The organism is Marinobacter sp. M1C (genome assembly GCF_023314135.1).
GTDB lineage: Bacteria > Pseudomonadota > Gammaproteobacteria > Pseudomonadales > Oleiphilaceae > Marinobacter.
Map to the genome: position 1 here is coordinate 2,504,553 of NZ_CP092289.1, position 26,652 is coordinate 2,531,204.

Annotated in this window: 22 protein-coding genes; 16 read left to right on the forward strand and 6 right to left on the reverse strand. The window is 47.8% G+C overall.

The window, feature by feature from the left end:
* Window positions 1-270: 270 nt before the first annotated feature.
* The 16 genes from MIH19_RS11795 (at window position 271) to MIH19_RS11865 (ending at window position 19,370) form a co-directional block, all read left to right on the forward strand.
* Window positions 271-909: a PEP-CTERM sorting domain-containing protein gene (locus MIH19_RS11795; protein ID WP_249005069.1), complete on the forward strand. Its 639-nt coding sequence runs from the start codon at window positions 271-273 to the stop codon at window positions 907-909.
* Between the two features lie 287 nt (window positions 910-1,196).
* Window positions 1,197-1,739: a PEP-CTERM sorting domain-containing protein gene (locus tag MIH19_RS11800; protein ID WP_249005070.1), complete on the forward strand. Its 543-nt coding sequence runs from the start codon at window positions 1,197-1,199 to the stop codon at window positions 1,737-1,739.
* A 118-nt stretch (window positions 1,740-1,857) separates the two neighbouring features.
* Window positions 1,858-3,303, forward strand: a complete 1,446-nt coding sequence (locus MIH19_RS11805; protein WP_249005071.1) for an exosortase/archaeosortase family protein — start codon at window positions 1,858-1,860, stop codon at window positions 3,301-3,303.
* Window positions 3,300-3,923, forward strand: coding sequence for a hypothetical protein (locus MIH19_RS11810; protein WP_249005072.1), 624 nt, complete (start codon window positions 3,300-3,302; stop codon window positions 3,921-3,923). Before MIH19_RS11805 ends, MIH19_RS11810 begins: the two co-directional genes overlap by 4 nt.
* Window positions 3,924-3,980: 57 nt before the next feature.
* Window positions 3,981-5,548, forward strand: a protein-coding gene (locus MIH19_RS11815; RefSeq protein WP_249008996.1) for an IS3 family transposase whose coding sequence is annotated in 2 segments (ribosomal slippage) — window positions 3,981-4,469 and window positions 4,472-5,548 — 1,566 coding nt in all. Because the reading frame shifts where the segments join, the coding sequence is not laid out codon by codon here.
* Window positions 5,549-5,558: 10 nt separating this feature from the next.
* Entirely contained in the window at window positions 5,559-5,921 is a 363-nt protein-coding gene (locus MIH19_RS11820; RefSeq protein WP_249005073.1) for a hypothetical protein, read from the forward strand.
* A gap of 85 nt (window positions 5,922-6,006) precedes the next feature.
* Window positions 6,007-7,089, forward strand: coding sequence for a glycosyltransferase (locus MIH19_RS11825; RefSeq protein WP_249005074.1), 1,083 nt, complete (start codon window positions 6,007-6,009; stop codon window positions 7,087-7,089).
* 107 nt (window positions 7,090-7,196) lie between these two features.
* Window positions 7,197-8,645, forward strand: coding sequence for an oligosaccharide flippase family protein (locus tag MIH19_RS11830; protein ID WP_249005075.1), 1,449 nt, complete (start codon window positions 7,197-7,199; stop codon window positions 8,643-8,645).
* A 114-nt stretch (window positions 8,646-8,759) separates the two neighbouring features.
* Window positions 8,760-10,184 carry a Mur ligase family protein gene (locus tag MIH19_RS11835; RefSeq protein WP_283164051.1) on the forward strand — a complete coding sequence of 475 codons (1,425 nt, stop codon included), beginning with the start codon at window positions 8,760-8,762 and terminating at the stop codon, window positions 10,182-10,184.
* 46 nt (window positions 10,185-10,230) lie between these two features.
* Window positions 10,231-10,611 (forward strand): aminoacyl-tRNA hydrolase, encoded by a 381-nt coding sequence (gene pth, locus MIH19_RS22455; protein WP_283164052.1) that lies wholly within the window; start codon window positions 10,231-10,233, stop codon window positions 10,609-10,611.
* A gap of 199 nt (window positions 10,612-10,810) precedes the next feature.
* Window positions 10,811-11,563 (forward strand): 7-cyano-7-deazaguanine synthase, encoded by a 753-nt coding sequence (locus tag MIH19_RS11840; RefSeq protein WP_249005076.1) that lies wholly within the window; start codon window positions 10,811-10,813, stop codon window positions 11,561-11,563.
* Between the two features lie 564 nt (window positions 11,564-12,127).
* A complete protein-coding gene (locus MIH19_RS11845) occupies window positions 12,128-14,713 on the forward strand; it encodes a glycoside hydrolase family 127 protein (protein WP_249005077.1) in 2,586 nt (861 codons plus the stop codon).
* Between the two features lie 2 nt (window positions 14,714-14,715).
* Window positions 14,716-15,318 (forward strand): acyltransferase, encoded by a 603-nt coding sequence (locus MIH19_RS11850; protein ID WP_249008997.1) that lies wholly within the window; start codon window positions 14,716-14,718, stop codon window positions 15,316-15,318.
* Complete coding sequence (locus MIH19_RS11855; RefSeq protein WP_249005078.1) at window positions 15,312-17,045, forward strand: hypothetical protein; 1,734 nt, start codon at window positions 15,312-15,314, stop codon at window positions 17,043-17,045. The genes MIH19_RS11850 and MIH19_RS11855 overlap by 7 nt, the downstream gene beginning before the upstream one ends.
* The gene (locus MIH19_RS11860; RefSeq protein ID WP_249005079.1) at window positions 17,029-18,390 is read left to right on the forward strand and encodes a hypothetical protein; all 1,362 of its coding nucleotides are present in this window, start codon (window positions 17,029-17,031) and stop codon (window positions 18,388-18,390) included. The genes MIH19_RS11855 and MIH19_RS11860 overlap by 17 nt, the downstream gene beginning before the upstream one ends.
* Window positions 18,387-19,370 (forward strand): glycosyltransferase, encoded by a 984-nt coding sequence (locus tag MIH19_RS11865; protein ID WP_249005080.1) that lies wholly within the window; start codon window positions 18,387-18,389, stop codon window positions 19,368-19,370. The genes MIH19_RS11860 and MIH19_RS11865 overlap by 4 nt, the downstream gene beginning before the upstream one ends.
* Window positions 19,371-19,466: 96 nt before the next feature.
* Here the strand turns inward: MIH19_RS11865 and MIH19_RS11870 are convergent, their stop codons facing one another.
* The 6 genes from MIH19_RS11870 to MIH19_RS11895 all read right to left on the reverse strand — a co-directional run bounded on the left by MIH19_RS11870 (window position 19,467) and on the right by MIH19_RS11895 (window position 26,634).
* A complete protein-coding gene (locus MIH19_RS11870) occupies window positions 19,467-20,606 on the reverse strand; it encodes a hypothetical protein (protein WP_249005081.1) in 1,140 nt (379 codons plus the stop codon).
* Window positions 20,607-20,696: 90 nt separating this feature from the next.
* On the reverse strand, window positions 20,697-22,238 hold the full coding sequence (locus tag MIH19_RS11875; protein ID WP_249005082.1) for a hypothetical protein: 1,542 nt from the start codon (window positions 22,236-22,238) through the stop codon (window positions 20,697-20,699).
* Window positions 22,239-22,671: 433 nt separating this feature from the next.
* The gene (locus tag MIH19_RS11880; protein WP_249005083.1) at window positions 22,672-23,616 is read right to left on the reverse strand and encodes a glycosyltransferase; all 945 of its coding nucleotides are present in this window, start codon (window positions 23,614-23,616) and stop codon (window positions 22,672-22,674) included.
* Window positions 23,594-24,475 carry a polysaccharide pyruvyl transferase family protein gene (locus tag MIH19_RS11885; RefSeq protein WP_249005084.1) on the reverse strand — a complete coding sequence of 294 codons (882 nt, stop codon included), beginning with the start codon at window positions 24,473-24,475 and terminating at the stop codon, window positions 23,594-23,596. Before MIH19_RS11885 ends, MIH19_RS11880 begins: the two co-directional genes overlap by 23 nt.
* Before the next feature lie 33 nt (window positions 24,476-24,508).
* The gene (locus MIH19_RS11890; protein ID WP_249005085.1) at window positions 24,509-25,450 is read right to left on the reverse strand and encodes a glycosyltransferase family 2 protein; all 942 of its coding nucleotides are present in this window, start codon (window positions 25,448-25,450) and stop codon (window positions 24,509-24,511) included.
* Window positions 25,451-25,494: 44 nt separating this feature from the next.
* Entirely contained in the window at window positions 25,495-26,634 is a 1,140-nt protein-coding gene (locus MIH19_RS11895; RefSeq protein WP_249005086.1) for a glycosyltransferase family 4 protein, read from the reverse strand.
* Window positions 26,635-26,652: the final 18 nt, after the last annotated feature.

Sequence of the window (26,652 nt, forward strand, 5' to 3'; positions counted from 1 at the left end):
CTTTTTGTGTTACCCCAACTCTAATAACCAGCAACTTCCATACTATCTACTCATGCGACATATTAAGCGTCGATATTTTATACACATCCCATACGCTTCTACTCTCGATTACTTTTTAACCGACTCTACCCTTCTGTATTTTTTGCACTTTTTTAACCTGGCCCCTTTATTGCTTATTAGAACTACAAGCCACTTAGAGTTAAGGGGCAAAAAATTCCCGGCTAAAGCCAATATTTAGCGCAGGGATTGGCAAAAAACAGGGGAATAATTATGAAGAAAGCACAACTGAAAACCACACTCCTTACCGGTGTTGTCGCTGCTGCCGCTCTGGGTGTAAGCTCGTTAGTAAGTGCAGTGCCTACCTTCACTGCATCCTACGATGGCAATGCTTGTGTCGCAATCACTTGCGCGGCTCTGGGAAGCACCATGACCGGAGTTTCCGGGGGAGCTGTCATTGCTCCAGCAACCAGCGTATCAGGGACAGCAAAACGCCCAGGTGACGATACCGGCAATGGCGCCGCAGTCGTTTCTTACAACGTAACCAGCTCAGCCCCAAAGCCGGACGCTTCTGCGCAAACCCCGATCACAATTACCGGGTTGAGCGGCGCCTTCGATTTTTACTGGGGTTCGATTGATAGCTACAACATAGTCGACTTCTACCTGGGTAGTGATTTTGTTACCTACACTGGCAACGATGCTTTCTTGGCCACTGGAGCACCGAGTAACTCGAACAACTTTAACACTGACGGCTACTTTTCTTTCGCCGGTGACTTTGACAAGGTAGTGCTGAGCAGCTCCGGCGGCGTGGCCTTTGAAGTCGCGCGCGCAGTACCAGAGCCAGGCACCCTGGCCCTCCTTGGCCTTGGCCTGTTCGGCCTCAGCGCTGCACGTCGTCGCAAAACTGCCTGAAACCAATGACCGTTTGGCGTGATCAGAAAGCCTGATCACGCCAAATTATTTAAAAAAGCCAGCTTCAGCTGGCTTTTTTATGTGCCAGATCGGGAACAGGCCACAGACAACCTACCTCTCCTTTTGACCAGCCATCCTTGATTGCGTCAACTTTATTTACACATCAGAAAAATACCCAAGAACAGTAAACTTCAACACACTGAAATATATTATTTTTTTTACATTGGCCCAATTAATGCTAATTATTTATTCAAATTCACGCTACATTTAAGAAAAGAAGATTCGATATGATTAAACAAATTGGGTTTGCACTGGCCGGTACAATTATTTTGGCCTCTACTGCAACGGCCGGCGTGATTACTGACACTGTAGTGCAAAACGAGTACCTTAATGCAGGGGTATTAGGTTTACGCGGTCCTGATTCACACGGATATCAGCACGACCTCACTGACAATTTCTTTACATTGGGTAGCGCACTAAGCGGTACTCTCAAAATTAACATCTATGACGACAACAATGATTCTTGGTTCTTTGGGTTGTTCCAGTTCAGTGAAAGTGGATTCGTTACCGTAGAAGATTTTGACTTTGACACCGGCGGCGCTACCAACGGAACAAGTGATTTCTCCAGCGCCCTCGAGATAAATGCGCTGGCCGCACTCAATGCTGACGGCATGCTTGATGTGACTGTGACCTCCACGAGAGGGGATTTCTGGGTCGGTAATTCAGTACTGGAAGTCATAACATCCGACGTTCCAGAACCCGGCACCCTTGCCCTCCTTGGCCTAGGCCTGGTAGGACTTGGCGCGGCTCGCCGTCGTCAGAAAGCCTGATCACGGTAGAGTTCTGAAAGGCCAGCTTCGGCTGGTCTTTTTTTGTCTTGCTTTTGTGTTTGCCCAAGCCTGAATACCCAGTATCCTGAATACTGATATAACACCCGGTGGACGCGCAATGTTACGGAAAACACTACAAAATATCCCAGTAGCAAAACCCTATTTGCTGGCTACCGCGATCGCAGTTTTGATCTTCTTTCCCACCTGGCTACGCTTAACAACCGAATGGCTAGAATTCGAACAAGTACTCGCCCATGGCCTGGCAACCGCACTCATTTTTCTCTGGCTAGTTATCACCCACCCGCCGGCGCCCAACAAAACACTAACTCATCAGCAAAGGCCCTTTTACAAAACCGGCGCACTGGCCTTGATTGTCGTCACCCTGGGCTGGGCCGTATTGGAACTTGCCCGCATCGATACCCTCGCCTATTTTGCACTGCCCGCGGGCGTCGCTGGCATCACCTGGGCGTTACTGGGCTGGCAGCGCCTGATCAGCTTTTTGCCTTACATCCTGGTTTTGTCGCTATCGTTACCGTTCTGGGCCGATTTAGTACCGGCACTGGTCCGCCTGGCAAGCGCAGTGGTAGGCGCCTGGGTAAATTGGATGAATATGCCAGCGCTTATAGAAGGCAACAGCATTACCGTGCCCTACGGCCGACTGGTCATTGAAGACGGCTGCTCCGGTATTCGCTACTTCGCCATCTCTATCCTGCTGGCGGCCATGACCTCCGTATTGAACGACTACCGCTGGCGCGGTTGGTTAGCAAGCCTCAGCGTCGCCGTCACGCTTGCGCTGATCGTGAACTGGGTTCGCATTACCATCCTCGTGGTAGTCGGCTATCAATCTGAAATGCAAAGCGATCTGCTGACCGACCATGAACTGATGGGCTGGTTGGTCTACGGCGCCTTCCTTATACCGGTTATGTACTTCTCACCCGTTATGAAGCGCAACCCTGACAGCCAAGTGCAGCCAGCCAGCACTCATAAAAAAGGCTACATCGCCATCGCCGTTGCCGTGCTGATCGGCCCCGTTGCCCTAACGCTGGCAACCACCGCAACCACCCAATCCGGGCGTTGGTCGCTGAACATGGTGAACAGCCCAAAAGCCGAACTGCAGTCGCTACCAATCCCCCTAAGCATGCCGGAAGCTCTGAACCAGCAAGCCTGGTTCACCGCAGGCACTTGGGTATTATTGGCACAAAGCCAGCGCACCAACGCCGAAGATAAATTAGTGCCTTACCTGCCACCACAGTTCAACCGCTCGCAATGGCTGCGCGAGAGTAATCAGAAGCCGGGCGCAACGGTTTACCGCCACATACTCACGCGGGAACAGGTGGTTATGGCGCAGTGGTATCAAGTGGGCAGCTACACAACAGACAGCTACCGCAACGCCAAGCTGCTACAGATACCTGCGCTGCTGCAAGGCGCAACACGCTTTGCACTGGTAACCCTTCAAGCCTCTTGCCAGCAGCGAAGCTGTGAAAGCGCCTACAACGCCATCATTAACCAAAAAACGACACTACAGGCCCAATCGTTCACGCTGATACAGAGCGCGTCCCAATGAGCACAAGCCAGGGCAAGATGCGCGGCGAATTACGCAGCAACGCAAGCAGCACTGGCGCGCCGTCGTCTAACACCTATACAAAACACACCTCAGAACGCAGCCTTAAGCCGGAGGCGATGGAGCTCATCCGCTGCCGGCACCTGAATATTCAAACAACCCACGTCAAGGCCATCGAACTTGTCAGCTTTGACGAAGCCGAAAACCGCCTGACCACAAAGCGGGTAATCGGGCAGGATTTGTTTCATACCCTCTGGAACCCAACCAACCTGCTCGGTCGCCTGCAGGGCCATCGGTTGCAGCATCCAGATACCCTGGTCCATCTCATTACCGAGATCGGCACCTGGCTACGCAAGTACCACAACAGCTCCGCTGGGCTAACACCAGAAAGTGCCGATGGCAGCTGGCTGGCAACAGAATTTGAACACAAAATTCGCGAAATCCGGGCAAGCAACCTAATACCGGAGCCCAAGCTCAAAAAAATCGAGAAAAAATACAACGTCGAATTGCAAAAACTCACCACTCCCGACTACCTGCCCTTGAACAACGCCTTCCAGTGCCAAATCCATGGCGACTTTGTGCTTTATAACGTGTTGACGGATAGTCCCACCATGTCACCGTAGTTGTCCAGTTGGCGATTTCGCCTAATTCATCACTTGGTGGGTGGTATGAGAAACGAGATGGCTCGTTATTCCGAAGAGCGTAAGGCCGCAGTCCTGAAGAAATTGCTGCCGCCCCAGAACCACACAGTTGCTGCTGTCTCTGTAGAGGAAGGCATCAGTGATGCGACCCTGTACAATTGGCTGAAACAGTGTCGGCAACGAGGAGTGCCTGTGCCAGGTCATACCAAAACTGCGGACCATTGGTCCGGCGAGGCCAAGCTTGCGGTGGTCATTGAAACCGCATCTTTATCCGAAGAAGAACTCAGTGCCTACTGTCGTGAACAGGGCCTGTATGTTGAGCAAGTCCGGCGCTGGAAGGACGCCTGTATCCAGGGCACCAGCCTGCAGGAGGATCATCACAAAGAGGGCCAGAAAGCGCACAAGCTTAGCCGGAAGCGGATCAAGAAACTGGAAGCGGAAATCCGTCGCAAGGACAAGGTCCTGGCTGAGACCACGTCGCTCCTGGTGCTGTCAAAAAAGCTCGAAGCCTTGTATGGGACCGATCAGGACAACGAGGACAATTGACCTCCCTGGACGACCGTACAAGGCTATTGCAGTACTTTGATGAGGCGGTGAACACCGGCGCTTCACGCTATCAGGCGGCCAACCTGATGGGGCTGAGTGGGCGCACCCTGAAACGCTGGCGCACGGCATCCGGCCAGGTCGCCGAGGACCTGCGCCCAGAGGCCCCCCGTTCACCTCAGCAGCACCAACTGACCGAAGTCGAGGAAATGGCCATTATGGCAGCGTGTAATAAGCTGGCGTATCGCAGCTTGCCACCCTCCCAGATCGTGCCTTTACTGGCCGACAAGGGCGTCTATATCGCTTCGGTGTCTTCTTTCTATCGAGTACTGAAAAAGCACGAGCAGCTCCAGCACCGGGGACGTGCTCGGCCCGCCAAGCCGCACCCCTTGCCCACTAGCTTCACGGCCACCGGCCCGAACCAGCTATGGAGCTGGGACATTAGCAGCTGCCCATCACAGGTACGTGGTGAGCACTGGTACCTGTATCTGATTATGGACGTGTTCAGCCGCAAGGTCGTGGCCTGGGAAGTCCATCAAGCGGAGCTTGGCGAACACGCCAAGGAGCTGGTTCAGAGAGCGCTGTTGCGCGAAGGCTGCTGGCACAAGCCACCGGTGCTGCACTCTGACAACGGCGCGCCGATGACGTCGTATACGCTCAAAGCGCGCCTGGCCGACCTGGGCATGCTGATGTCCTATAGCCGGCCCCGTGTGAGCAATGACAACCCGTACTCGGAAGCTCTGTTCAAGACCACCAAGTACTGCCCCGCGTGGCCATCAAAGGGCTTTGCAACGCTGCAAGCGGTCCGTCAGTGGATGGTGCAGTTCGAGCAGGCCTACAATGAAAAACACTTACACAGCGGCATCAACTTCGTCACCCCCGGCAGCCGTCATCGGGGTGAAGACCGGGCCATTCTGAGTCAGCGGGAGGCGGTCTTTAAAGCTGCTAAGGCGAAGAATCCAAGACGCTGGACTGGCGCAACACGGGACTGGCGTCCGGTGCTGGAGGTCTCCCTGAACCCGGGGCGGGCCAGTGAAATAGAGCTCAATAAATGTGCTGCTTAAACCCTGATACTTGGACAACCCGGTTGACAATCTCCGTAGTCAGCAGAACCTACACATACTGGATTTCAGCAACACCCGCATCTCAAGCAACCTGGAAGACGTGGCGCGTTTCTACAGCACCCTCTGGGCCATCGCGCAAACGAACCGCACCCGTCGTAGCCTGTTCCACGAGTTACCAGCCAGGTTTCTGAAAGCCTACGGTTCACCACCTCTCATTGCCGAGAGTCCTTATTTTCGTGTCAATCTGGTATACAATTTCTTGACTCACCTGGAAGCCCAACACCGCAGGCGAGACACGTTTTCGTGGAACACCTACCGTGAAATAAGTCAGATTACCAACGCGGGTATGAAGTGGGTCTACCAGCAAATCTGAAGTCGTTCTTTCATTAGTCAAAAAGGTTAGCCTGTCCGTGCTCAACAATCATGCCCCAACCCGTATCTTGCACGTTACCTTCAATATGGGTTTCGGCGGCACAGAACAGGTTATTCGCCAGCTGGTCACCAACCTGAACCCGCAGCGGTTCCAGTGCGAAATTGCCTGCATTGATGGAAAGGTAGGCGCCATCGGCAAAGCCATGGAAACAGAAAACGGCATCACTATCCATTCCAGAAAGCGCGAGCCAGGGCTGGATTGGAAGACAATCCTTTGGCTTCGGCGGCTCATCAAATCTGGCCGCTTCGACTTTGTACATTGCCATCAATATTCGCCGTACACCTACGGTTGGTTCGCACACTGGGGAACGGGCGCGAAGGTCGTGTTTACCGAACACGGCCGCTTTCACCCAGACCAACACCGAAAGAAAGCAAGGCTGATCAACCCCATCATCGCCCTCACCTCTCATCGCCTGGTGGCCATATCAGCGGCTACCCGTGATGCGCTGATTGAATACGAATACATGCCAGCATCCAAAATCACAGTCATTTACAACGGCATCACGCCCCTAGCTGCAGAGGAAGACCGCAAACGGGAACTCTTGACAGAACTGGGCATTAAATCGGGCGAAGTCGTTATAGGTACCGTCGCAAGGCTGGATGCTGTCAAAAATCAGCCCATGATGCTCCAGGCCACCCGCGCCCTGATCGACCAAGGTTATAAAGTGCGCCTGCTGTTAGTCGGCGACGGCCCGGAGCGCGCAAACCTGGAAGCGAAAACTCAGCAGTTAGACCTAAACAACGCCGTCATTTTTACAGGGTTTCAATCCAAGCCTGCGGACTACCTCAGTTTGATGGACATATTCCTTCTGCCCTCCTTCACGGAAGGCACCTCCATGACACTCCTCGAAGCCATGAGCCTAGGAATTCCAACAGTAGCTACCCGAGTAGGCGGAACACCGGAAATTGTCAAAGACAAAGAAACTGGATTTCTGGTTGAAAGTGACGATCTGCCAGCATTTACCAGTGCTATAAAGAGCTTACTGGACCAGCCAGCCGACAGAAAGAAAATGGATAGCGCGGCAAAGATCCGATTTGGACAGAAATTTTCAGTTGAGCAGATGGTTAACCAGTATCAAGAATGTTACCGGGTAAACTCTGCTAGTTAGATGCGCCGCAATCGAAAGTGCACCGATTACGGCCACTTCGTGTGCTTGGCCCGTCCCAACTCTTATTAGGGGCATAACCCCCAAACCCGAGAAAAATGCAGCCCCTTATGTCAATCAGTCACAAGGTCCTCAAAAGCTCCGGATTACTACTTGGCTTGCAGGTTATACACCGTGGCCTAGGGATTATCAGCACCCTCGTTCTAGCCCGCCTGCTGACCCCAGACCATTTTGGCATCGTTGCGCTGGTCACCATCGCACTTCAATTTTTCGAACTCCTGGTTGAAACCGGCAACCAACAATACATTATTCAAAAAACCGTACTTGATGATGAAGACCTCAATACCGCCTGGACTCTGGATTTCCTCTCAAAATCGCTCATCGCCGTAATTATTATTGGTACATCGTCGTTTGTTGCGGATTGGTTCAATGAACCGGATCTTACTTTAGCGCTCGCAGTGGCTGCATTAGCGCTACCGATACGGGCATTGAAAACGCCAGGAATGCTCCGCCTGGCAAGGCAGATAAACTACAAACCTCTGTTCAAACTCAGCCTCTGGCAAAAAGGGATTTCGTTTTTAACTGTTATGATCATTGCCCTTATCCACCCCACCTTTTGGGCAATCATCGCAGGCAACCTTGTGGCCGCGGTTATTTTTACCGTCGGCTCTTACCGGGTAGATGCCTACAGACCTAAATGGTCACTAAAGAAACTTCGCGAACAATGGGGCTTTTCCCAGTGGCTGCTACTGCGCGGGATCGTCGGGTTCACTCGCTCACAGATCGACAACCTGATGGTGTCCCGCTTGTTTGGAACAGCTCAGCTAGGCGGCTATAACCTGGTGCGTGAAGTCAGCCTGTTGCCAGCGCTGTCCGCCATCATTCCCATGAGCGCACCTTTGCTGGCCGCAATTGCCGACAGTAAATCAAACCCACAGGCTCTGGCTTACCGCATTCGTTTGAGTTTGGCGCTGATGATAACCGTGCTCACCCCCATAACCGCCTTCATCATGCTTTATCCCGAGCTCATTGTCCGTGTACTCCTCGGCCCAGATTGGTCCGAATATGGCTACCTGTTGCAACCATTCGGGCTATTTTTCTTCACCTTCTGTCTATTCGCCCTGGTGAGTGACGCCATTATTGCCCAAGGTAAAGTTAAGCTGCTGTTCTCGTTCGATGTTGTATCAACCGTAACGATCATTGTCATTCTCTGGTTAACCGCTACAGGTGGATTGGAGATCATGGCCTGGGTTCGCGGCTGGTTATCTGTTGCAACCACAATTGCGCTGTTGCTTATCCTTGAGATACAGACCAGATTCTCTCTAATCAAACTTTTATTCCTGTGCATTCCGTCAGTGGCAGGAACTGCACTAGCAATTGCCGCAACCCAGTCGTTAGATCTCTCGGGTAACCATTATCTTTTGCAATTTTTACTTCTTGGGACCCTACACGTTGCAACCGCTGCAGTCGGCACTGCTGCTGTAGGAGTGTTTTTGCTTAAGGAAACGGAAGAATGGGGCCAGCTACGCTATTTGATCAACCAAGCCCGTGGAAAATAAGAGTCTACAAATTTTTAAAACGCTAAAATGCACCTTTACGTTATACCCTATGTGTCAGCGCAGTTGTTGCCTGATGTCTACTTTTGAATCCTTCTAAAAAGGGCGGATAACTAAATGATCAAAATATCAGTGATCCGTCGTATTCAGCACATGGTGTGGAACAATTTCTATAAGTGGCTTCGCTCCGGCGTGCATCTATTCCGGTTTTGGTTGGCGTTTGTCTATAGCAAAAGACTAAAAAAAACTGTGTGCTTCGCAGGCATCACCGGAAGCGCAGGCAAAACCACCGTCAAGGATGTCTCTGCAAATATTCTTCGTACGGCGGGTCAATGTTTCAGCACCCCGGAGACTCAGAATTATTCTCACAGCGTTGTCAGACTTTTACTCAGGGTACGCCCTCGCCACCGGTTCTGCGTTCTAGAGTTGTCTGGCGGTAATCCAGGCGAGCTGGATAAGCCGTTTAGATTATTTACCCCAAACATAGCCGTACTGACGCTGATCGCGCGGGACCATTTTAGGGCATTCAAGAGCTTGGATGCCATTGCAAAGGAAAAAGGCAAGCTTATTTCCGCTTTGCCGGCCGACGGTGTGGCAATCTTGAACATTGACGACCCGCTCGTCAGGGCCATAGGTGAGAGCTGTAACCGGAAAGTTATCTGGGTAGGGGAAGCGGATGGCGCGATTATAAGACTCCTGAAGGCACGATCCAGGTGGCCAGAGCCGCTGGCCCTTGAGGTCGAATATGAAGGGGGAAGATACGAAGTAAGAACTGGCTTCCACGGAAAACATCTTGCCTTATCAGTACTTTCAGCTTTGGGAGTTGGTTTGGCCGCAGGGATACCGCTCACGAGCGCAATAGCTGCTGTTGCAGAAGTGAGGCCAGCAGAGGGCAGGATGGAGATCGTTTCGAATGAAAACGGCATTACGTTCTTGCGAGATGACTGGAAAGCGCCCCATTGGTCGCTCTCAGCGCCACTCGAATTTATGGCCGAAGCAGAAGCGCGAAGAAAAATCATTATTATTGGGACACTTTCTGATTATTCCTTATCCGCATCCAAGCTCTATCCCAAGGTAGCCAGGCAGGCATTGGAAGTTGCCGATATTGTTATTTTTGTCGGTCCTCACGCCCCGAGAGCGGCGAAAGTAAAACGCGGTACAGGTGTTGAGAACCTTCACACATTTAGCGAGATACGCGAAGCATCTGCATTTTTGAACGCTCTCCTTGAGCCGGGAGACCTTGTACTGCTAAAGGGCTCCAACAAAGCAGACCATCTAGTAAGGCTGATGTACACCACACAAAATCCCGTCAGTTGCTGGGCCAGTCGATGTGGAGTTAAGGACTTTTGCGGTAGCTGTCCAAGATTGTACAAATCGGTACTCACCAGCGCCACGATTATCCCGTTAGCCGGAAACGATTCAGGGCGGAAAGTCATCGTAGGGTTGGGCAATCCAGGCCCTGGTTATGAGAACACGCCGCATAATGCCGGATATATGGTACTGGATCGGATGGCAAAAAAAAACGAACGGATTATGGGTTAGCTGTCCAGAGGGGACGGCTTGCGAAGTAGATATTGCCGGGGCAACTGTGAGTTTGTTCAAGCCGTCGGCAAAAATGAACAACAGTGGCCTGCCAACTCGACAGTTCCTTGATCGTATGGGCGCTGCTATGACCGACTGCCTGGTTGTTCACGATGAAATGGATTTACCCCTTGGTCAGGTGAAGTTAAAACTGGGCGGCGGCGACGCAGGCCACAATGGCTTGAAGTCTCTGATTGCCTCACTTGGTTCCCATGAGATTAAACGGCTAAGAATCGGCGTGCGACGCCCAAACAATGCGAAAACCGCGAAAGACTCTGTCCTTCAGCCTTTTTCCAACTTTGACAAGACGGCTCTCGAACCAGGTGTTGATCGAGCGATAGACATCCTGCTGAGTGAGATGGCAGCGCCTGCATTATGTAAATCATGAGCGCTAAATCTCTTAGTCTATGCCTGCTATGATTTCGCGTTAATCATGCAATGGTGGGATGTTAACTTCTTAGTACATCCTGTTTTATCCATTTATGATTATTTCTTAAATTGAACGACAACATTGATTCTGAAAAAATATGCGTCGTCAGAATCTGGCGAAATAGGCACCAATAACGTTCTTGACTAGAGGGATAGAAATGGTCAACTTACTTTGGACTGGTGGTTGGGATTCGACGTTCAGATTGTTGCAACTCGCCCAGAAGGGTACAGTGATACAACCCCATTACGTGCGAGACCCATATAGAGATTCGTTCAAAAAAGAAATGCAGGCGATGAGCGAAATTCGGCTTAAAGTGAATGAGAGATTTCCAAAATCCTTTGTTCGCGAAACCATGATAATGGATCAATCTGAAATAATCGTGTGTCAGGAATTTGTTAACGCTCATAAAAACCTGCTGTCAAGAGGCTGGATAGGGTCTCAATATATATACACGTCCTCTTACATTCGACAAAAAAATATAGAAACGATGGAGCTTTCTATTGAACTACTAAGTGAGACTCGACATAGCGTTATGCCCTGTTTAAAAAATACTGAAATAAATATGGAAAGGAATCGAGTAATCGCCAGCAATGCGGATGAAGATCTTATTTGCTTATTTCGCCAATGCACTTTTCCTGTTCTTGCATTGAGAAAGATGGATATATTTAAACAAGCCACGGAACGCGGCATTCTCGATATTTTGAACATGACGTGGTTTTGTCACCAACCTTTGTTTGGCAATCCCTGTGGTTCATGCAACCCCTGCATGAGCACTTTGGAAGATGGTCTTAAGTACCGATTCGATACTATAGCACTGGTCAGATATCGGATGAAAAAGTTTTTGATTTCTCAGCCAAAGGTACATAAACTCCTAAGAACGTTGAAATATGGGAGCAATGATTATTCATAATGCTAATTCGTTAAAGAAGAGCTGTGTGCTCAGCAATTATTTTCGAAACATCGCACCTTAACCTAATGTAAATCATGACTGCATAACCTATAAATAGTTCTGTTCCGGTTTTTCCGCTCAGTTTGCTAGGAATCGACAAGATCTGGTTGCCGGAAACCGTGATCTTTTCATGAAGAATCTCCCTGAGAGCAAAGACGGCGAGAACAGTTCCAGAACATGCTGACGTAGCGCTTTCGTGGTGAACACCCTCAGTTTGACCAAGCCTGAAGATAACTTCGGCGCTCGCTAGCGCGACATCCGGCAGTTCAGCTAGGATTTCTATATTGAGGTACGAGGGGTAACTGGTACAATACATTGTACTGTAATGCGGACAACCGGCGAAGATCCGTATCGGTGTTAAAATGAGCTTACCGTTTATGACATTCGTGATAAAAAAATTTTCCAGTTAAACCCCCGGAAAATAAGAGCCCACAGGTTGTAACACCGCCAAAATGCGCCTTAATGTTGTCCGGCCGGAAGATATATTCTATATACCATACAGGAAGTAAGGCAGTAGTCAGTTTTATGGAAAATATAGCCATTCGTCTCGAAGAAAAAAACGGCATTGCTCGCATCAACGAGCCAGTGGGCCTTGGCATACCGCTCCCTGTAGGCTCGGTACAAGCAACCAGCGAGCTCGCAGTATTAGACAGTCGGGAATCAATCAGCGCGCAACTTGATCCCCTTGTACGCTGGCCAGACGGCAGTATTCGCTGGATTCACGTCAGCTTTCTGGCCAACCTTAACTCGGGGTGCGAAAAAGAGCTGTCGCTGGTTAAGTTAAAAGCCCCCGCGCCTTCTAGCCCTGAACTTGCGGTTGAACAAACTACCGATGGCCTTGTAATCCGCACATCAACAGGTCGAGTGGTTTTAAGCCCCAGTAATCTAAACTGGCGCGTTATCCAACAGAATGACGCAAGTATTCCATCGTCAGTGATCCTGAGCGACGAGAAAGGTCTGCCCTGTACGGTCAAAGCTGAAGCCAGTTGGAAAATTACCCATCGAGGTCCGATTTTTTTTACGGCATTGTTAAAGGGCCAATGGCTTAGGCAAAATAGTGAAGTGCTCGCACGTTTTAACTGCGAACTAAGAGTGTTTCTGGAAACCGGCCTCGTTCAAGTGGAGTTAACAACGCACAATCCAAAACGTGCCCGCCACTCTGGCGGTTTGTGGGATTTGGGCGATCCAGGTTCCGTATATTTTCGGGAACTTGCAGTCGAAACGACGTTGCCAACCAAGAGCATTGCGCAAGTCACACCACAGTCAGCTGTTCAAGTATCCGAGATGGTTCAGCTTAACGACTTCATTCTTTATCAGGACTCCAGCGGCGGCGAGAACTGGCAAAGTAGTAATCATATAGATTTTGATGGTGAAATTAACACTCAATTCTGTGGTTACAGGCTCTCTGGCCCGGGTGACGTATTGCAGGACGGCAAACGCGCCAATCCGCTGATCCGTATTGAACACGATGATGCCAAGCTCGACATAGCGGTGCCAGACTTCTGGCAGAACTTCCCCACGAGTTTACGTAAGGAAGAAAATAAGCTCACTGTTGGTCTGTTTCCGATAGAGGCAAAGAACACCTATGAGTTACAAGGTGGAGAGCGAAAAACACTTCGATGTTTAATGGCGTATAGTTCCAAAAGCAACGTATCCGCAATCGCCTATACACCCCTTATACCAATGCTTTTGCCAAAGCATTACGAACAAGCCGACGCCTTCCCGTGGTTCAAGGCCAACTCGCAGCGTAACGCTCTCGACCAGCTGATCGATAAAGGCATTAACGGAAACTCCAATTTTTTTGCAAAAAGAGAAGTTATCGACGAATTTGGTTGGCGCAACTTTGGCGAGGTTGTTGCCGATCATGAGTCGCTTTATCAAGATGACGGAAAGCCACCATTTGTCTCGCATTACAACAACCAATACGATCCGATTTACGGCTTTGCAAGGCAATTCGCCCTTACCGGGGATAAGCGTTGGTTTCAGTTGATGGACGATTTGGCTCGGCATGTCATCGACATAGATATCTACCATACCGAGGAAGATAGAGCTGGGTACAATAACGGTCTATTCTGGCACACAGACCACTACCTCAGCGCCAAAACAGCGACACATCGAACTTTTTCTCAGCGAAACAACTCCAGCTCGACACCGGGACAGACCGGCGGGGGGCCGGCCGAGGAGCATTGCTACACAACTGGCCTCCTCTACCATTATTACCTCACGGGTAACGCGCAATCACGTCAAGCCGTTCTTGATCTAGCTAATTGGATGACAACGCTTCACGAAGGCCAAGGCGGATTCCTTGAGCAAATACTTGCCCTGAAGAAAAGAGAAATCCGAACTTTTAAAAAAATGATCCGCGGCGAATACGTATCCACCCACAGATATCCCTTTAACCGCGGAACCGGTAATTATCTGAACACACTTCTGGACGCGTGGATACTTGATAAGGATGGGACCTGGCTTGAGCAGGCCGAGAACCTAATCAAGAATACAATTCACCCAGGAGACGACATCGAGAAAAGAAACCTACTCAACGTCGAGACCGGGTGGTCCTACCTTGTACTACTCGCCAGCATTTTTCGTTATCTTTACCTTAAACGAGAGATACACGAAAAAGATCAAAATTATGACTTTGCCAAAGACGCATTGCTGTTGTACACCAGCTGGATGCTCGAAAATGAACGGCCTTTCATGACGGATAAGATACAACTTGAGTTTCCGAATGACACTTGGGTGGCACAAGATATACGAAAAGCAATGCTCATGTTTCAGGCATCCGAGCTGGATCCTGAAAAATCGATTCAATATCAGAAAACGGGCCAAAAATGGCTTGAGGATATTACAAACACTCTCCAATACAGTCAGGAGGTTCATTTCTCTAGGATACTCGTGATTCTCATGCAGAATTATGGGCCCCAGATGCTGACTGAATCGGAGCTCCAATGTGATGATCGCGCAGTGAATCCAAATCGTCATTGGGCTCCGCCGGTAATGACGTGGAGATTGCTGATAGCACGCGTTGGTCAGCGAATGGCCCGTGCCCTATTAACTTTTCGGCCATCCCGCGAGATAACCTGGCTGATTACAAGGCTGGATCGACCTTGAAGATGCGTCAAAAATTAAAAAGAACGATCAAAAACCTTTTCCTACTACTGGCCTTGCCGCTCTATGCAGTTTACTTTTTGCTCAGTTTCTTTGGGAATCCAGATGGCATTTTTCAATCCTTCTCTCAAGCGCTTAGCTTAATACCGGGTAAACTTGGCATCTACATTCGTGCTGCGTTTTACCGTCTAGCCTGCTCAGATACCTCTGATGATATTCTCGTTGGTTTTCTCACCGTATTTTCACATCGGGACACTTCGATTTGCAAAGGCGTATATATTGGTCCTGGCTGTAACATCGGAAAATGCACGATTGGCAAGAACACACTGCTGGGCAGCGGGGTTCATATCCTGAGCGGCAATCAACAACACAATTTCCGTGATCCTGAAATGCCGATTCAAGAGCAAGGTGGCGAGTACCTTAAAATACAAATTGGTGAAGACTGTTGGATTGGGAATGGCGCAATTTTACTAGCAGGTGTCGGTGACAAGTCCATAGTCGCTGCTGGTTCTGTACTGACTCGCCCCATTGAGGAATCAGGTGCTATTTGGGGCGGAAATCCAGCCGCCAAAATCAGTTTAAGGCAGAAAAAAGGTAGCAAATGTTGAAGCCTAACTCTTTTCTAGTGACCATCGGAACCGGCGACGATAGTAGTTCTGACTCAGAGAATCCCAGTTCTAAGACTTTCCTTCGGACCAGAGATATCAACCCTTTTTATATACGCCAGGAGGTTCATCCATCTGGGGACTTCGAACTGTTCTTTGGTGAAAGAAAAGATAGCAAAATTATCAACTTCAAAAACCCGGTCAATGGAACGTCTATAACCTATTCTGTAACTAATAAAAAATTAATTGTAAGATCGGATCTGGCCGGTGCAGAACCTATTTACTATCGCACTAAGAAATCAATTATTTTACTGTCGAACCGATTGGACAATCTAATAGATAGCGATGATTCCCCCAATTGGGAAGCAATTCACTGCTACCTTGCGTTTGGGTATACCGTCGGCGAAAGCACCTTTTTCAAAGGTATCCAGCAGACCCTTTCCAATCAGAAGTTAGAAGTAGACACCGAATTTCTTGCTATATCAAAGGAGGTTTCGGAAGCTCCACCACACACATTAAATTCGGACACGCTGACAACCAACGGCCGAACGTTTGCTAAACTTTTTAGCAACATCATGCTCAATTATCGCCCAATGGCCCTCATGATGTCAGCTGGTTGGGATTCCAGAACGTTGCTGGCGCCGAGAAGTACCCCGATTAAAACAGCATATACCCACGGTGATCTATCAAGTCGCGAATGCACTATTGCGAAGAAACTCTCGGGTTCATTAAGGACAGACCATTATTTTAAAGACGTAAAAGGAATGATAATAGATACTCCTTTACTCGACGAAATGTTGGAGCTTCACGGTCACTGCCTCTGGCCGATTTGGCATTTATCCAGCAAGTTCATATCAGAACGTTTATGCCTTCCGATTGCCAGTGGCGTAATTGGAGCAAGACTGGGCGGCCACAATGGCTTTACAAGTGTCGGAACAAGGTTTCAAAAAACAATTAACGCTGCACACTTGATTAGCGCAAAAATAGTATCGAAAGACAAAATTATTAACGATGTTAAAGCAAGCATGACGGCACCGAAAACTTTCTGGTTTACAAGCGAAAAAGGCAATCAGATATTCGGCAAGACCGCCATCAAAACCACCAAAAAAATTCATCAAACCCTAGATGATTATTTAGACACTACTGACGACTTTTCTTTTGCAATTGAGAAATTCAATTACGACCATGCCAGCCGGCAGTACATGATGAAGCAGCCCGGCATGGCAAAAGCGTTCCAAGGATATTACTCCCCTCTAAGTCATCCAGAATTACTGAACCTCGTTTACACAGTCCCGTTCAAACAAAGGGTCCAGAACCGACTTACCAGACAAGTAATTTCTGAGCTTAACCGCGATTTGTTGGAGTTTCCTATGGCCGCTACCTTAGTTAAAGCGAAACGACCAATTTTTACACAAGAGCTTTCGCGAATCTTGAGAATAATCTTCGAGCGGACTATTTTTAAACTGAAAAAGAACCGACCAAACCTCGGCTGGTTTAATTATGAGCATCTTTACTCTGGAAACTTTTTTGAGACTGCCATAAGCTCATTAAAATCAGACATCTGGTCTAAGGAGCGAATGTTAAAAACGATCGCTTCAAACCAAAAAAACGGCATAGATGCCGGCTCTACCATGGACATGGTCTGTAAAATAAAAACCATTGATTATTATTTGTTCGCAATCGACAAAGCTGCGGAAAATGAGCGCGGAGTTCATGATGAAAGTCACTGAAAAACTGTACTTCCGCGCTCCCGCAGTGCTCCAAAATCTTATGATATCAGGCTATGGGCGCCTGTTGTACCAAAAGAGATACACAGGTCTATACCACAAAATTCGCACTGAGCTTGAAAACGTCAAAGCGTTGAGTGCCCCAGAGGTAATGGCACTTCAGGAAGAAAATCTTCACCAGATGGTGAACTACTGCGCAACGCAGATTCCGTACTATCAAAAGTTATTTGCTGAACATGGGCTGCGCCCAGGCGATATTACAGCGCTTCAAGACCTCAAAAAGCTTCCCACCCTGAATAAGCAGACAATACTGGAACAAAACCATAACTTTCGTGCCAAAGATGCCAAAAAACCCTTTATGATTCAGCATACAAGCGGTAGCACTGGTACCCCGCTAGCGCTCCAAGTCGATGAGCGTACTTATAAACTGGCTATGGCGCTGCTGGTCGATCACGAAGAAAGTCACGGCGTTCCTTTTGGCGCCAAACGAGCGACCTTCGCAGGCAGAATGCTTAAATCAGCGGGTGACATGAAGCCTCCTTTTTCGCGCTTTAACCGATCAGAAAACCAGCGACTGTTTTCCAGTTACCACCTTAATGAAAATACCTTTCCCCATTATGAGAAAGAGTTGAACAGATTTCAGCCTGAGGAACTGATCGGCTACCCATCTGCAATCTATGATCTGGCGGTGCACTACCTAAAGTCTGATTCCAAACCGGACTTCCAACCGAAAGCTGTCATTACGAACTCCGAGACACTCCTTCTGTGGCAACGAGAAAAAATTGAATCTGTATTTGGGTGCCTGGTTTACGACTACTATGGGACGGCTGAATATGTAATGTTTGCAGGGCAGGACAGGACAGGAATCTATAGGCCAAATCCTATCATTGGCATTACAGAGGTTGAAATAGATTCAGACTCAAATGACACGGGTAGACTACTGGCCACCTCTTTGACCAACAAACAAATGCCTCTACTTCGATATAACCTTGGCGATACGGCAACGCTCGCGAATTCAACTGAAGCAGCCATTGGCATACCAGGATTGAATTCTATTAATGGAAGAATCGACGACTACATCGAAACAAGTGACGGGCGCCTAATCGGGCGCATTGACCACATTTTCAAAGGTGTCGACGGCATCCAGGAAGCGCAGGTCGTTCAGAGCCAACCTGGCTGGGCTACCATAAAATTAGTTAAAAATCAGTCTAGCGCCTTTAATGAGTGCACCCTTATTTCCAATTGTAAACAAAGACTCGGAGACGACTTTCGAGTAGTCGTTGAACAGGTATCGGAAATTCCGCGGGGGCGTAATGGCAAATTTCGTTCGGTGATTAGAGAAAAATGAGCGAACAAAAGAAAGCACCGTATGCTTCACCCTACTTTTCCATCGTGATACCTGCTTACAATGAAGAGGATCATATTGGATCGTGCCTTCAAGCTATTTTTGACTCCAAGTACGACAGCGAACAGTATGAGGTCATTGTGGTAGACAACGGATCCCACGATCGGACCCGTGAAATCGCTCTTAACTCAGATCGCGCAAGAATATTTCAGTTGCTTGAGGGAAATGTCGGTGCCGTCAGAAATTATGGAGCAAAGCAGTCGCGTGGTCAGATACTTATTTTTATCGATGCTGACTGTATTATGGACAACAACTGGCTAAACAGAGCTGAAAAACTAATTAAAGATCGCCCTAACTGTGCTTATGGAGGCGGTGCCAAACTACCCAGCAACGCAACATGGATTGAAACGTCATGGCTACTGGAGAATAAAGGCCAACCTACGTTGCCGAAACATCTAATCGGCGCGAGTACGATGCTGGCCAAAGAACTTTTTTTAAGTACAGATGGTTTTGATGAGTTGGTATCCGCTGGCGAAGACACCGATCTGCATAATCGGTTAATTTTTAGACACGTACCTGTGCTTATTGATCATTCGTTGGACATAACTCACTTGGGCAATGCAAAAACCGCACTTCAATTTATACGTCGGCAAATCTGGCATTCAGAAAATTATATGCGAGATATTAAGGGCTCAATTACAGATCCCACATTTGACCTGATATTGGCATTTACCATTCTGGTCCCAACAACCGCTGCTATCGCGCCATTCAACAGTAAATTATCTCTATTAATCGCACTAACTACCGCCTTTATTCCACTATTGTTTTCGGTTAAACGAGTTATACGCTCGAAAAACTTTGCTCACTTAAAAAATTTCCGCAAAATTTATTTTTTAGATTTGCTATATGTTTTTGGGCGCAGCTTAGGGCTATTGAAGGGACTTTATAATTCTCTGCGACACCCTGCATACCAAAATTTATAGTTTTTAGTTATAATAATTAAATTTTCAATAGATTTATACTATTATAATCGCCACAAGGTCAAACCTTTTGATTCACAGCCCAGCGATGGTGTGCCGTTATTGCACAACAATAGGACTCGGGGGATTTGGAGGACTTACACGACTATCTGCTTTGAGGCGCGCCGGAAGATCGGATCTAATAACAATATCATCGATTGCGTACCACTCTTCATGCCGCACAGCATTATCGTAATAATAGAAGTAATCATTCCCACCAATCCCGACAATGTTCCATAGTTTGTCTGCTGGCTGGGCAGACGTTTGCCACGCAATACCGCTTGCGTTGAGGATCCGTTGGTCATCTACGAATTGCTGAAGGCGCCCATCTGCAACCCCAGGGGCAGAGTTCATCTGCAAATAGAAGCCCACTTTGGTCCAGTGAGTTTCATCGCCGAAAACTTGGTCAATAGCCACCGGGCCTGTCAGAATATCCCCGCCATTCTTGATATCCGGCAGGATCGTGTCTCCGCCATCAATAGCCGCCCCCTTCATAGCTGACGGGGCATACCACAAAGAAAAATCACCATTGCGACCGTAGCCAGAAAAGTTGGCTGTGGTCGCGCTTAAGTCGGGGTCTGGCGAACTCTTTTCCCTGTAAATTGCCATTTTGTTTCTAAACCCATACTCATTTTGCGCCATACCCCAAAGAAACATCGGCTTATGGTTGCTTCCGAAAAAGCTGTAGTAATTAGTCGGGTCCGTTTCGTCCGGAAAATCATGACTCATCACGCGGAACATTTTATTCAATCCGAGGGCGTGAGTGGACATATAGGAGGTAGCGACCATTTCGTTTGAAAAGTTGATCCAAAATTCAACGTAAATATTTCTAAGCCCCGCGCCAGGTATTCTGAAAAACATATCGCCATCTGTGTTCCACTGATCCCCACCCTGCTCGCTATCTCGCCACGTAACAAATGATTTTCCCGTGCCGCCTCGCGCTCTGTTAGGATTTTCGGCAATCGTCGCATCAGTAATCTCGATAACATTATGACGATCGGGGTGGCCCATGGCAGGCGACCATGTAGACCGCTCATAAGTCCTGTGCCAATTTACGGGGATGCCCATCCCGCTTTGTGCCTCCCAATCCGGCTGAGAATCAAACGTTTCCTCAAAAATTATTTCCGCAGTCGCTGTTGCAGCTATTCCGAAAGCAATAACCGCCGCGCCCAACAAGTGTAATTTCCGGTTGAAACTCATACTTTTTCCTCAAGCTGACACTTTAGAATCAAAGTTGGGCCCTTAATTTTCATTCGTACATTTCGTGGCCAAGCCCAATTATCTCGTAATTTATTGAAGGTTTACTGTCACCGAGTCGCTAAAAGCACTTGCCGCACCATCACTATCAACAGCTCTAATCTGAAAGACCCAAGAGCCACCGGGCAATGCCTCCTCGAGCTTCACAGAATGCTTCGAGCCGGGCACCACAATCATACTAATCGATGACACAACGTTTGGGTTTAACCTCACTGCATCTGCAATAACGTATCCATCAGCCGTGCTCGGAAGCTCTACCACAGCGGATGCATCTGACGGTGTGAATTCTGCCACTTGCACCCACTGGCCTCCTGAGGCTTTCTGGTCAATGGCTGGGCTCTGAACGATAACTTCTTCAGCATCTCCTTGAAACCTAATTCGATAGGTAGCCTGCTGAGAGCGATTGAAGTCTGCAGCCCACCTTGCCTCAACCGCATACGGTATGCCGGGAGTCAGATCAAAAAAGCTCCACTTTGCAAACACTGATCCATCGCCCGGCGCGATCGGGTGATACCCTTTTCCCAAATATCCGCGAGTAAAAGAAGAGACAGAAACAGTAGCCCCAACCACATTAAAATAACCCGAATCGTCGTCGAGCGTTACGGTTTCGGCAGAATAAACTGGAGAGTACTGTATTTCAAAATGGTCAATCTCCGAAAGGTTGAGCACGCTTCCATCTGCACGACTAACCGGGGCAATCCAACTTAATAAAGGCCCCTTACCTGGCAGGCTACCTTTGTCATCCGGAGCTGAACCGGCATTATACTCATCAACATTAAGAGAACCGTCCAGGTCCAGATCCAAAAGCGCGTCGTTGATTGTGGGGTTCAAACCATAACTGAGTTCATAGCCATCTGGAATGCCGTCACTATCAGTATCAACCCTCGCTGGGTTTGTACCGACGTAATATTCCTCAAGATTCGTTACGCCATCGCCGTCGGAATCCATAGTCGCATCGTTAGCATCATTTGGATTCAATCCAACGCGCGTCTCAAACTCGTCATCCATCCCATCGCCGTCGGAATCAACCACCACTGGCGGTTTTTCCATTTGATAAACCGGCACGAACTTCACCGCATCAGCAACAACGTAACCATCTGCATTATCAGAAACTTGGACTCGACCCGTAAGGCTAGACATCTTATAAGTACCAAGCTTAAACCACTTTCCTCCGCCGGAACGCTGGTCAACTACAACTTTAGCGACCACGAGTCGGTCGTCATCGTCCAAGTAGTGCACTTCATACTGAGCGTTCGACGCCCTATTACCATATGAAGTCCAACGAACATAAACGTCAAAGTAATCAATCAACTCCAAATTCCAGACAGCAAAATTATCACCCTGCCCTCTGGGAATAACCTGATAGCCACGTCCTAGATAGCCTGGGGTATGAGATGAGGTCTTCCAGGGGCCATCAAAAAAAAAGGTCGAGGCCGTGTCATCAACGATGACCTCTCCGCCCATCCCTGCCGAGGGCGGAGGGAACTTGTCTTCAAATGGCGGAGCCTGGGTTGCGCACCCTGTAAGAGTAATTAGCCCACTAATCATTAATATATTACAATTTTTTAAGGGCATATCCTGCCTCTCTCAATCTCATTTTTTGCCAATAAAGTTGTGGCGGCTGTATATCCACCAACCAATCGCTTACTACATCGACCTGCCCTAAAACCCGGTGCTAACAAGCTGAAATTTAACGATAATTAAATTGCTTGAACTGTGCATCTATAATAGTTTTAATCACATTAGTATCCGCTTCCGTCAGCCATAAGTAAACGATCGATAGACTAACAATAAACCGGCCGACCGGGACTTTCTAGAACTGAAGTGGCTTGTAGGTATGGAGCGAAAATCCACCAAGAAGGCTCAAACATTGGTGGGGGCGCTGGTCATTTTCGGTAGAAGCAACGGAAAATTGTCAACTGGGAGATTCACCCTGCCGGGCTCGGAAAGCGATTGAAGAGCAGTTCTCTAGACTATCTCATCCACATCGCTACACTATCCGATCTTGTTATCGAAGAAAAAGGCTGGCTAGCAGGTTCTTTAAGGAGGTTCGGTTAAACGGCCCTGCAAAAACGCCCGCCACTGCAGACTTTATTGCCTCAAACTTGAACCCATTATTTCTATACCAATAGGTGTTTAGGTTTAGATGGTGGATGATGTTCTTTTTTAAAAGCTCCCGATATGCACCGAAAGCAGGGTCATTCAGTAGTTTTCGAAATACTAATGGTGCATCCTTAGTTTGTGGTTTTCCCGAGTGCGTAAGACTTCCTAGCCGTTGCCTATACCTTGATCCCACGAAAGGAATGTATACCATGCATTGCGAATAGGCCGATATCTTCAACCAAAGTAAAACATCTTCATAAGTATTCAAAGATTCATCAAACCCACCTAAGGTCCTTAAAAGATCGGAACGAACCATGATCACGGAGGTGTGAGTGAGCGTTGACTCAATAAAGGCTTCAATGGGTTTATACATCAAAAGAAATTTTCCGTCGATGTTGCTTTTAGAGAAGTATTTTTTCCAAACATCATTATGTGAGCTTATAGAAAACTCTAAATCGGAGTCTTCAGGAAACCATATATTATAATCTGATGTAAATACATCACACTTAGGATATTTCTTGACGGCATTGGCTCGTTGTAAAAGCGTATCCACGTACCAGAGGTCGTCGCAATCAAGAAAGGCAATCCAGCCTCCTTTGGCTTCCATTATCCCAGTGTTCCTCGCGCCACTAGCTCCTTTAGAAAATACGTTGTCTACAATACGAACGCGGTGATCACTTCCTACAATCTCCTCAACAATATTTTTTGTCGCGTCAATAGACCCGTCATCAACAACCAGCAGTTCGAAATCCTTATAACTCTGATTAAGAATAGACTCAACACTACGACCTATATATTTTTCCGCATTAAAGGCCGGCATAATCACACTAATCATTTTCATATTTTTCATTAATGTAAGCCACTCTTTCTTGCAAGTCTCGCTTTTTTTCAGAAAGTAACGCATCACTGCTCATAATCGCTTCGTTAGATGAAGCCCATTGGCTGATTTGCTGCGCTATCAGGCCACTCTTCACAGCCTGATAAGGAGCTTTAATAGAACGCTTCACAATACTCTTCGGAGAGTTCCAGATCGATACATTCATCTTTCTAGAAGAATAGTTCTGATTAATTGACTGAAACCAATCTTCCCATTTAAACCGATTGTGTTCATATATTTGAATAGGCAACCACGGCACTCGCATTGTATCTGCTAGTATCGCACCGTGCATCGCTTCAGTAATAACCAACTTCGACTGTGACACCTGCTTAATAAAATCAACCTGAGTCACGTCGGGTGATAGGTAATTTATACCCAGGCTTTGCGTGATTTTTTTCAGAGCTTTTCCTGCTGACCAGTGAGTTTTCAAATGGGGTATGAAAGTCACCGATATACATCTGCACGACTCTGGAAAAACCTCATAGTAATCAGAAAGCAAAATAGCTCCGTCACAGACTGCCTTTTCTGCTCCAACCTTAAGAGCTTCTGCAGACTTCGGACCTCGAACGCATACTACATCCCAGCTTTCGTCTAGATCGTTTGTAACAGCACCATAGCCAACACCTGAACTAAAAATAACTTTTTTCTTAAATGAATCAACTGCCTTAATATTATGATCATTTAATATCGTTCCCACACCTAAAATGCACACATTTTCGCTAGCTATTAATCGCTTAGAGAAAAGTCTACCCAAAAGCTCAGGATTTATGTCATCACCAAAATTGCTACTATTATATTCCGAGGAGAATTTACTAAAATAAAATATTGACATATCGTAGCTCACAATTAAATAACGTACAAAAAACTATTTGCGAGTAAAGGAAAAAAATTGAGATATCAAAAATCTAAAAAAATCTCGGGGACCACAATTTACAAGGGTCAATAGTCGCCAAAATCTGAGGGCCTCTACATACTCCCCATGCCAGTAGCAAGCTCTGAACAACCTTAGGTGATAGATTTCCACTCGAGAATCAATTAATCTCAAGGATGCTACAGGAACTAAACGTCGAAATTTCAGGTCATTCAAAACGTCAAGCTCACCTTTGAGGTTTTTTATATAGTCTCCAGAAAAATTGTTTTCATGCTTATTTATCAAAACGCTTGGACGTAAAGATACAACGCCTTTGCCTTTTGCAGCCATTCTGGCAGTTAAATGAAAGTCTTCGGACGGCCATCGTGAAACATAATCCATGATACCTCCAATATCGTCATAGAACCTCTTCCTAAATACCATGCATGATTGAAAGCATCCCTGAAACCTCAAAAGTGCCGTTAGAAAGGGTTCGCGACATCGATAATAGTGCCCACCCGTAGCGCTTCTTGCCGAAGCGAGTTCTTCGAGCCAGTTTTCCGGGGCTTGAGCAAATTTTGAGCACTCTAAATCATCAGACAAGATAAAATCTGAAAAATACAAGTCCAAATCAGAGAATGACTCCACTGCTTTACGAAAGTTTTTTATATGATCCGGCTCCCAGAAATCGTCACTATCACACAACGCAACCCAGTAGCCGGTAGAGTTATCAATGGCTATTTTTCTCGCAATAGCGGGGCCACTATTTTCGATTCGAACAAGTTTTATTATGTCTTCAAAAGGCTTCAATGCAGATTCTAGATCGTCAGTCGAGCCATCATCGCATATTACAATCTCATCAACGAGTACACTTTGATTAAAGACATGCTCAAGCGTCCGACCAATCCACTTTGCTCGATTGTAGACGGGAATGACCACAGAAATCGTCTCATCCATCAAACATTTTCCCTGCTTTTACTTAGTGTTTCGGCTGACTATGATTAGTACAGACACTGCATAGCTTCCTGAGCAAGCTGATCCCATGAAAATTTATGCTCAACATGGGCGCGCCCTTCATTGCCCATAGATTTCAATCTATCCATATCCTGAAAAAGCTTAGTGATTCCCTGTGCAAGGGTATCAGGCTTGGTGCAATCAACGATGACACCGGTTTGGTTTACCTTCAATGTTTCCCGCGTCCCACCGGCATCTCCGGCTAAGACAGGACGCCCACAAGCCTGAGCCTCCAAGAGAACCATTCCGAAGCCTTCATCATCATTACCAATGCGGCGGTTGGGCAATGCAAACAGGTCGCAATGCCGGTAATGTTCCACCATTTCCGCATCGTTAATCTCCCCCGCGAATTCGACCATATGAGACACGCCTAGCTCAGCAGCTAATGTGGCCAGAGGTTCCCTTTCATCACCATCACCAACAATGCAGTAATGCAAATTCGGAACCGAGGCTGCTAAAGTCGGCAATGCACGGATCATCATGTCTTGGCCCTTTCGCTTCTGCAATCGTCCCACCGTTAAGATAACCTGCTTGCCCGCCCATTTTGGGAGCAACTCGCTGCTGCGGGCGGGGGTAAACTTATCCACATCCACGCCTGGCGTCATAACCACGACTTTGTGCTCGGGCAGGTGCCATTTCTCGGTGAGAATACGACGACTGTTCTGACTATTCGCTACGATCCGCTCGGCGCGCATCATCACCAGCTGCGTCAGCAGCTTCAATTCGCGGCTGGTCAAAGCCACTTCCACATCTTCACCATGAACATAACAAGTGTAAGGCACGCGATGAGTCAGTTTGATGAGCATAGCCGCCAGCCCCTCCGGCAAGATCCGCCCGCAGTGTATCTGCGCAATGCCTTCGCTTTTTACAAGTTTCCGAAGCTTGTTCCACACCTTCAAGTAAAAGCGTAGTCCAGAAAATGAACGCAGTCCCCATTCAGGACTATTCAGAGCGAAACGATATACGGGGTGAGGAAAACCGGAATCAGTTATTTTGGCATTGGGATGCTCTCCCGCTAAGCAGGCTACACTGCCCGCTGCAAATCGGCTGTAAATCTCCCAGAACCAGCGCCCGCTTCCGCCGTGGGTTGGGGGAAATATTTCGCTGACCAATAGAATTTTCCGCATTCTTTAATAACTCCCTAA

Bases quoted from the DNA above. Each gene is read 5' to 3' on its own strand.
- MIH19_RS11880 (WP_249005083.1), bottom strand. From the start codon at position 23,616: ATGAAAAATATGAAAATGATTAGTGTGATTATGCCGGCCTTTAATGCG.
- MIH19_RS11795 (WP_249005069.1), top strand. From the start codon at position 271: ATGAAGAAAGCACAACTGAAAACCACACTCCTTACCGGTGTTGTCGCT.
- MIH19_RS11865 (WP_249005080.1), top strand. From the start codon at position 18,387: ATGAGCGAACAAAAGAAAGCACCGTATGCTTCACCCTACTTTTCCATC.
- MIH19_RS11885 (WP_249005084.1), bottom strand. From the start codon at position 24,475: ATGTCAATATTTTATTTTAGTAAATTCTCCTCGGAATATAATAGTAGC.
- MIH19_RS11835 (WP_283164051.1), top strand. From the start codon at position 8,760: ATGATCAAAATATCAGTGATCCGTCGTATTCAGCACATGGTGTGGAAC.
- MIH19_RS11895 (WP_249005086.1), bottom strand. From the start codon at position 26,634: ATGCGGAAAATTCTATTGGTCAGCGAAATATTTCCCCCAACCCACGGC.
- MIH19_RS11855 (WP_249005078.1), top strand. From the start codon at position 15,312: ATGTTGAAGCCTAACTCTTTTCTAGTGACCATCGGAACCGGCGACGAT.
- MIH19_RS11810 (WP_249005072.1), top strand. From the start codon at position 3,300: ATGAGCACAAGCCAGGGCAAGATGCGCGGCGAATTACGCAGCAACGCA.
- MIH19_RS11805 (WP_249005071.1), top strand. From the start codon at position 1,858: ATGTTACGGAAAACACTACAAAATATCCCAGTAGCAAAACCCTATTTG.
- MIH19_RS11850 (WP_249008997.1), top strand. From the start codon at position 14,716: ATGCGTCAAAAATTAAAAAGAACGATCAAAAACCTTTTCCTACTACTG.
- MIH19_RS11830 (WP_249005075.1), top strand. From the start codon at position 7,197: ATGTCAATCAGTCACAAGGTCCTCAAAAGCTCCGGATTACTACTTGGC.
- MIH19_RS11800 (WP_249005070.1), top strand. From the start codon at position 1,197: ATGATTAAACAAATTGGGTTTGCACTGGCCGGTACAATTATTTTGGCC.
- MIH19_RS11875 (WP_249005082.1), bottom strand. From the start codon at position 22,238: ATGCCCTTAAAAAATTGTAATATATTAATGATTAGTGGGCTAATTACT.
- MIH19_RS11845 (WP_249005077.1), top strand. From the start codon at position 12,128: ATGGAAAATATAGCCATTCGTCTCGAAGAAAAAAACGGCATTGCTCGC.
- MIH19_RS11860 (WP_249005079.1), top strand. From the start codon at position 17,029: ATGATGAAAGTCACTGAAAAACTGTACTTCCGCGCTCCCGCAGTGCTC.
- MIH19_RS11840 (WP_249005076.1), top strand. From the start codon at position 10,811: ATGGTCAACTTACTTTGGACTGGTGGTTGGGATTCGACGTTCAGATTG.
- MIH19_RS11890 (WP_249005085.1), bottom strand. From the start codon at position 25,450: ATGGATGAGACGATTTCTGTGGTCATTCCCGTCTACAATCGAGCAAAG.
- MIH19_RS11825 (WP_249005074.1), top strand. From the start codon at position 6,007: ATGGGTTTCGGCGGCACAGAACAGGTTATTCGCCAGCTGGTCACCAAC.
- MIH19_RS11870 (WP_249005081.1), bottom strand. From the start codon at position 20,606: ATGAGTTTCAACCGGAAATTACACTTGTTGGGCGCGGCGGTTATTGCT.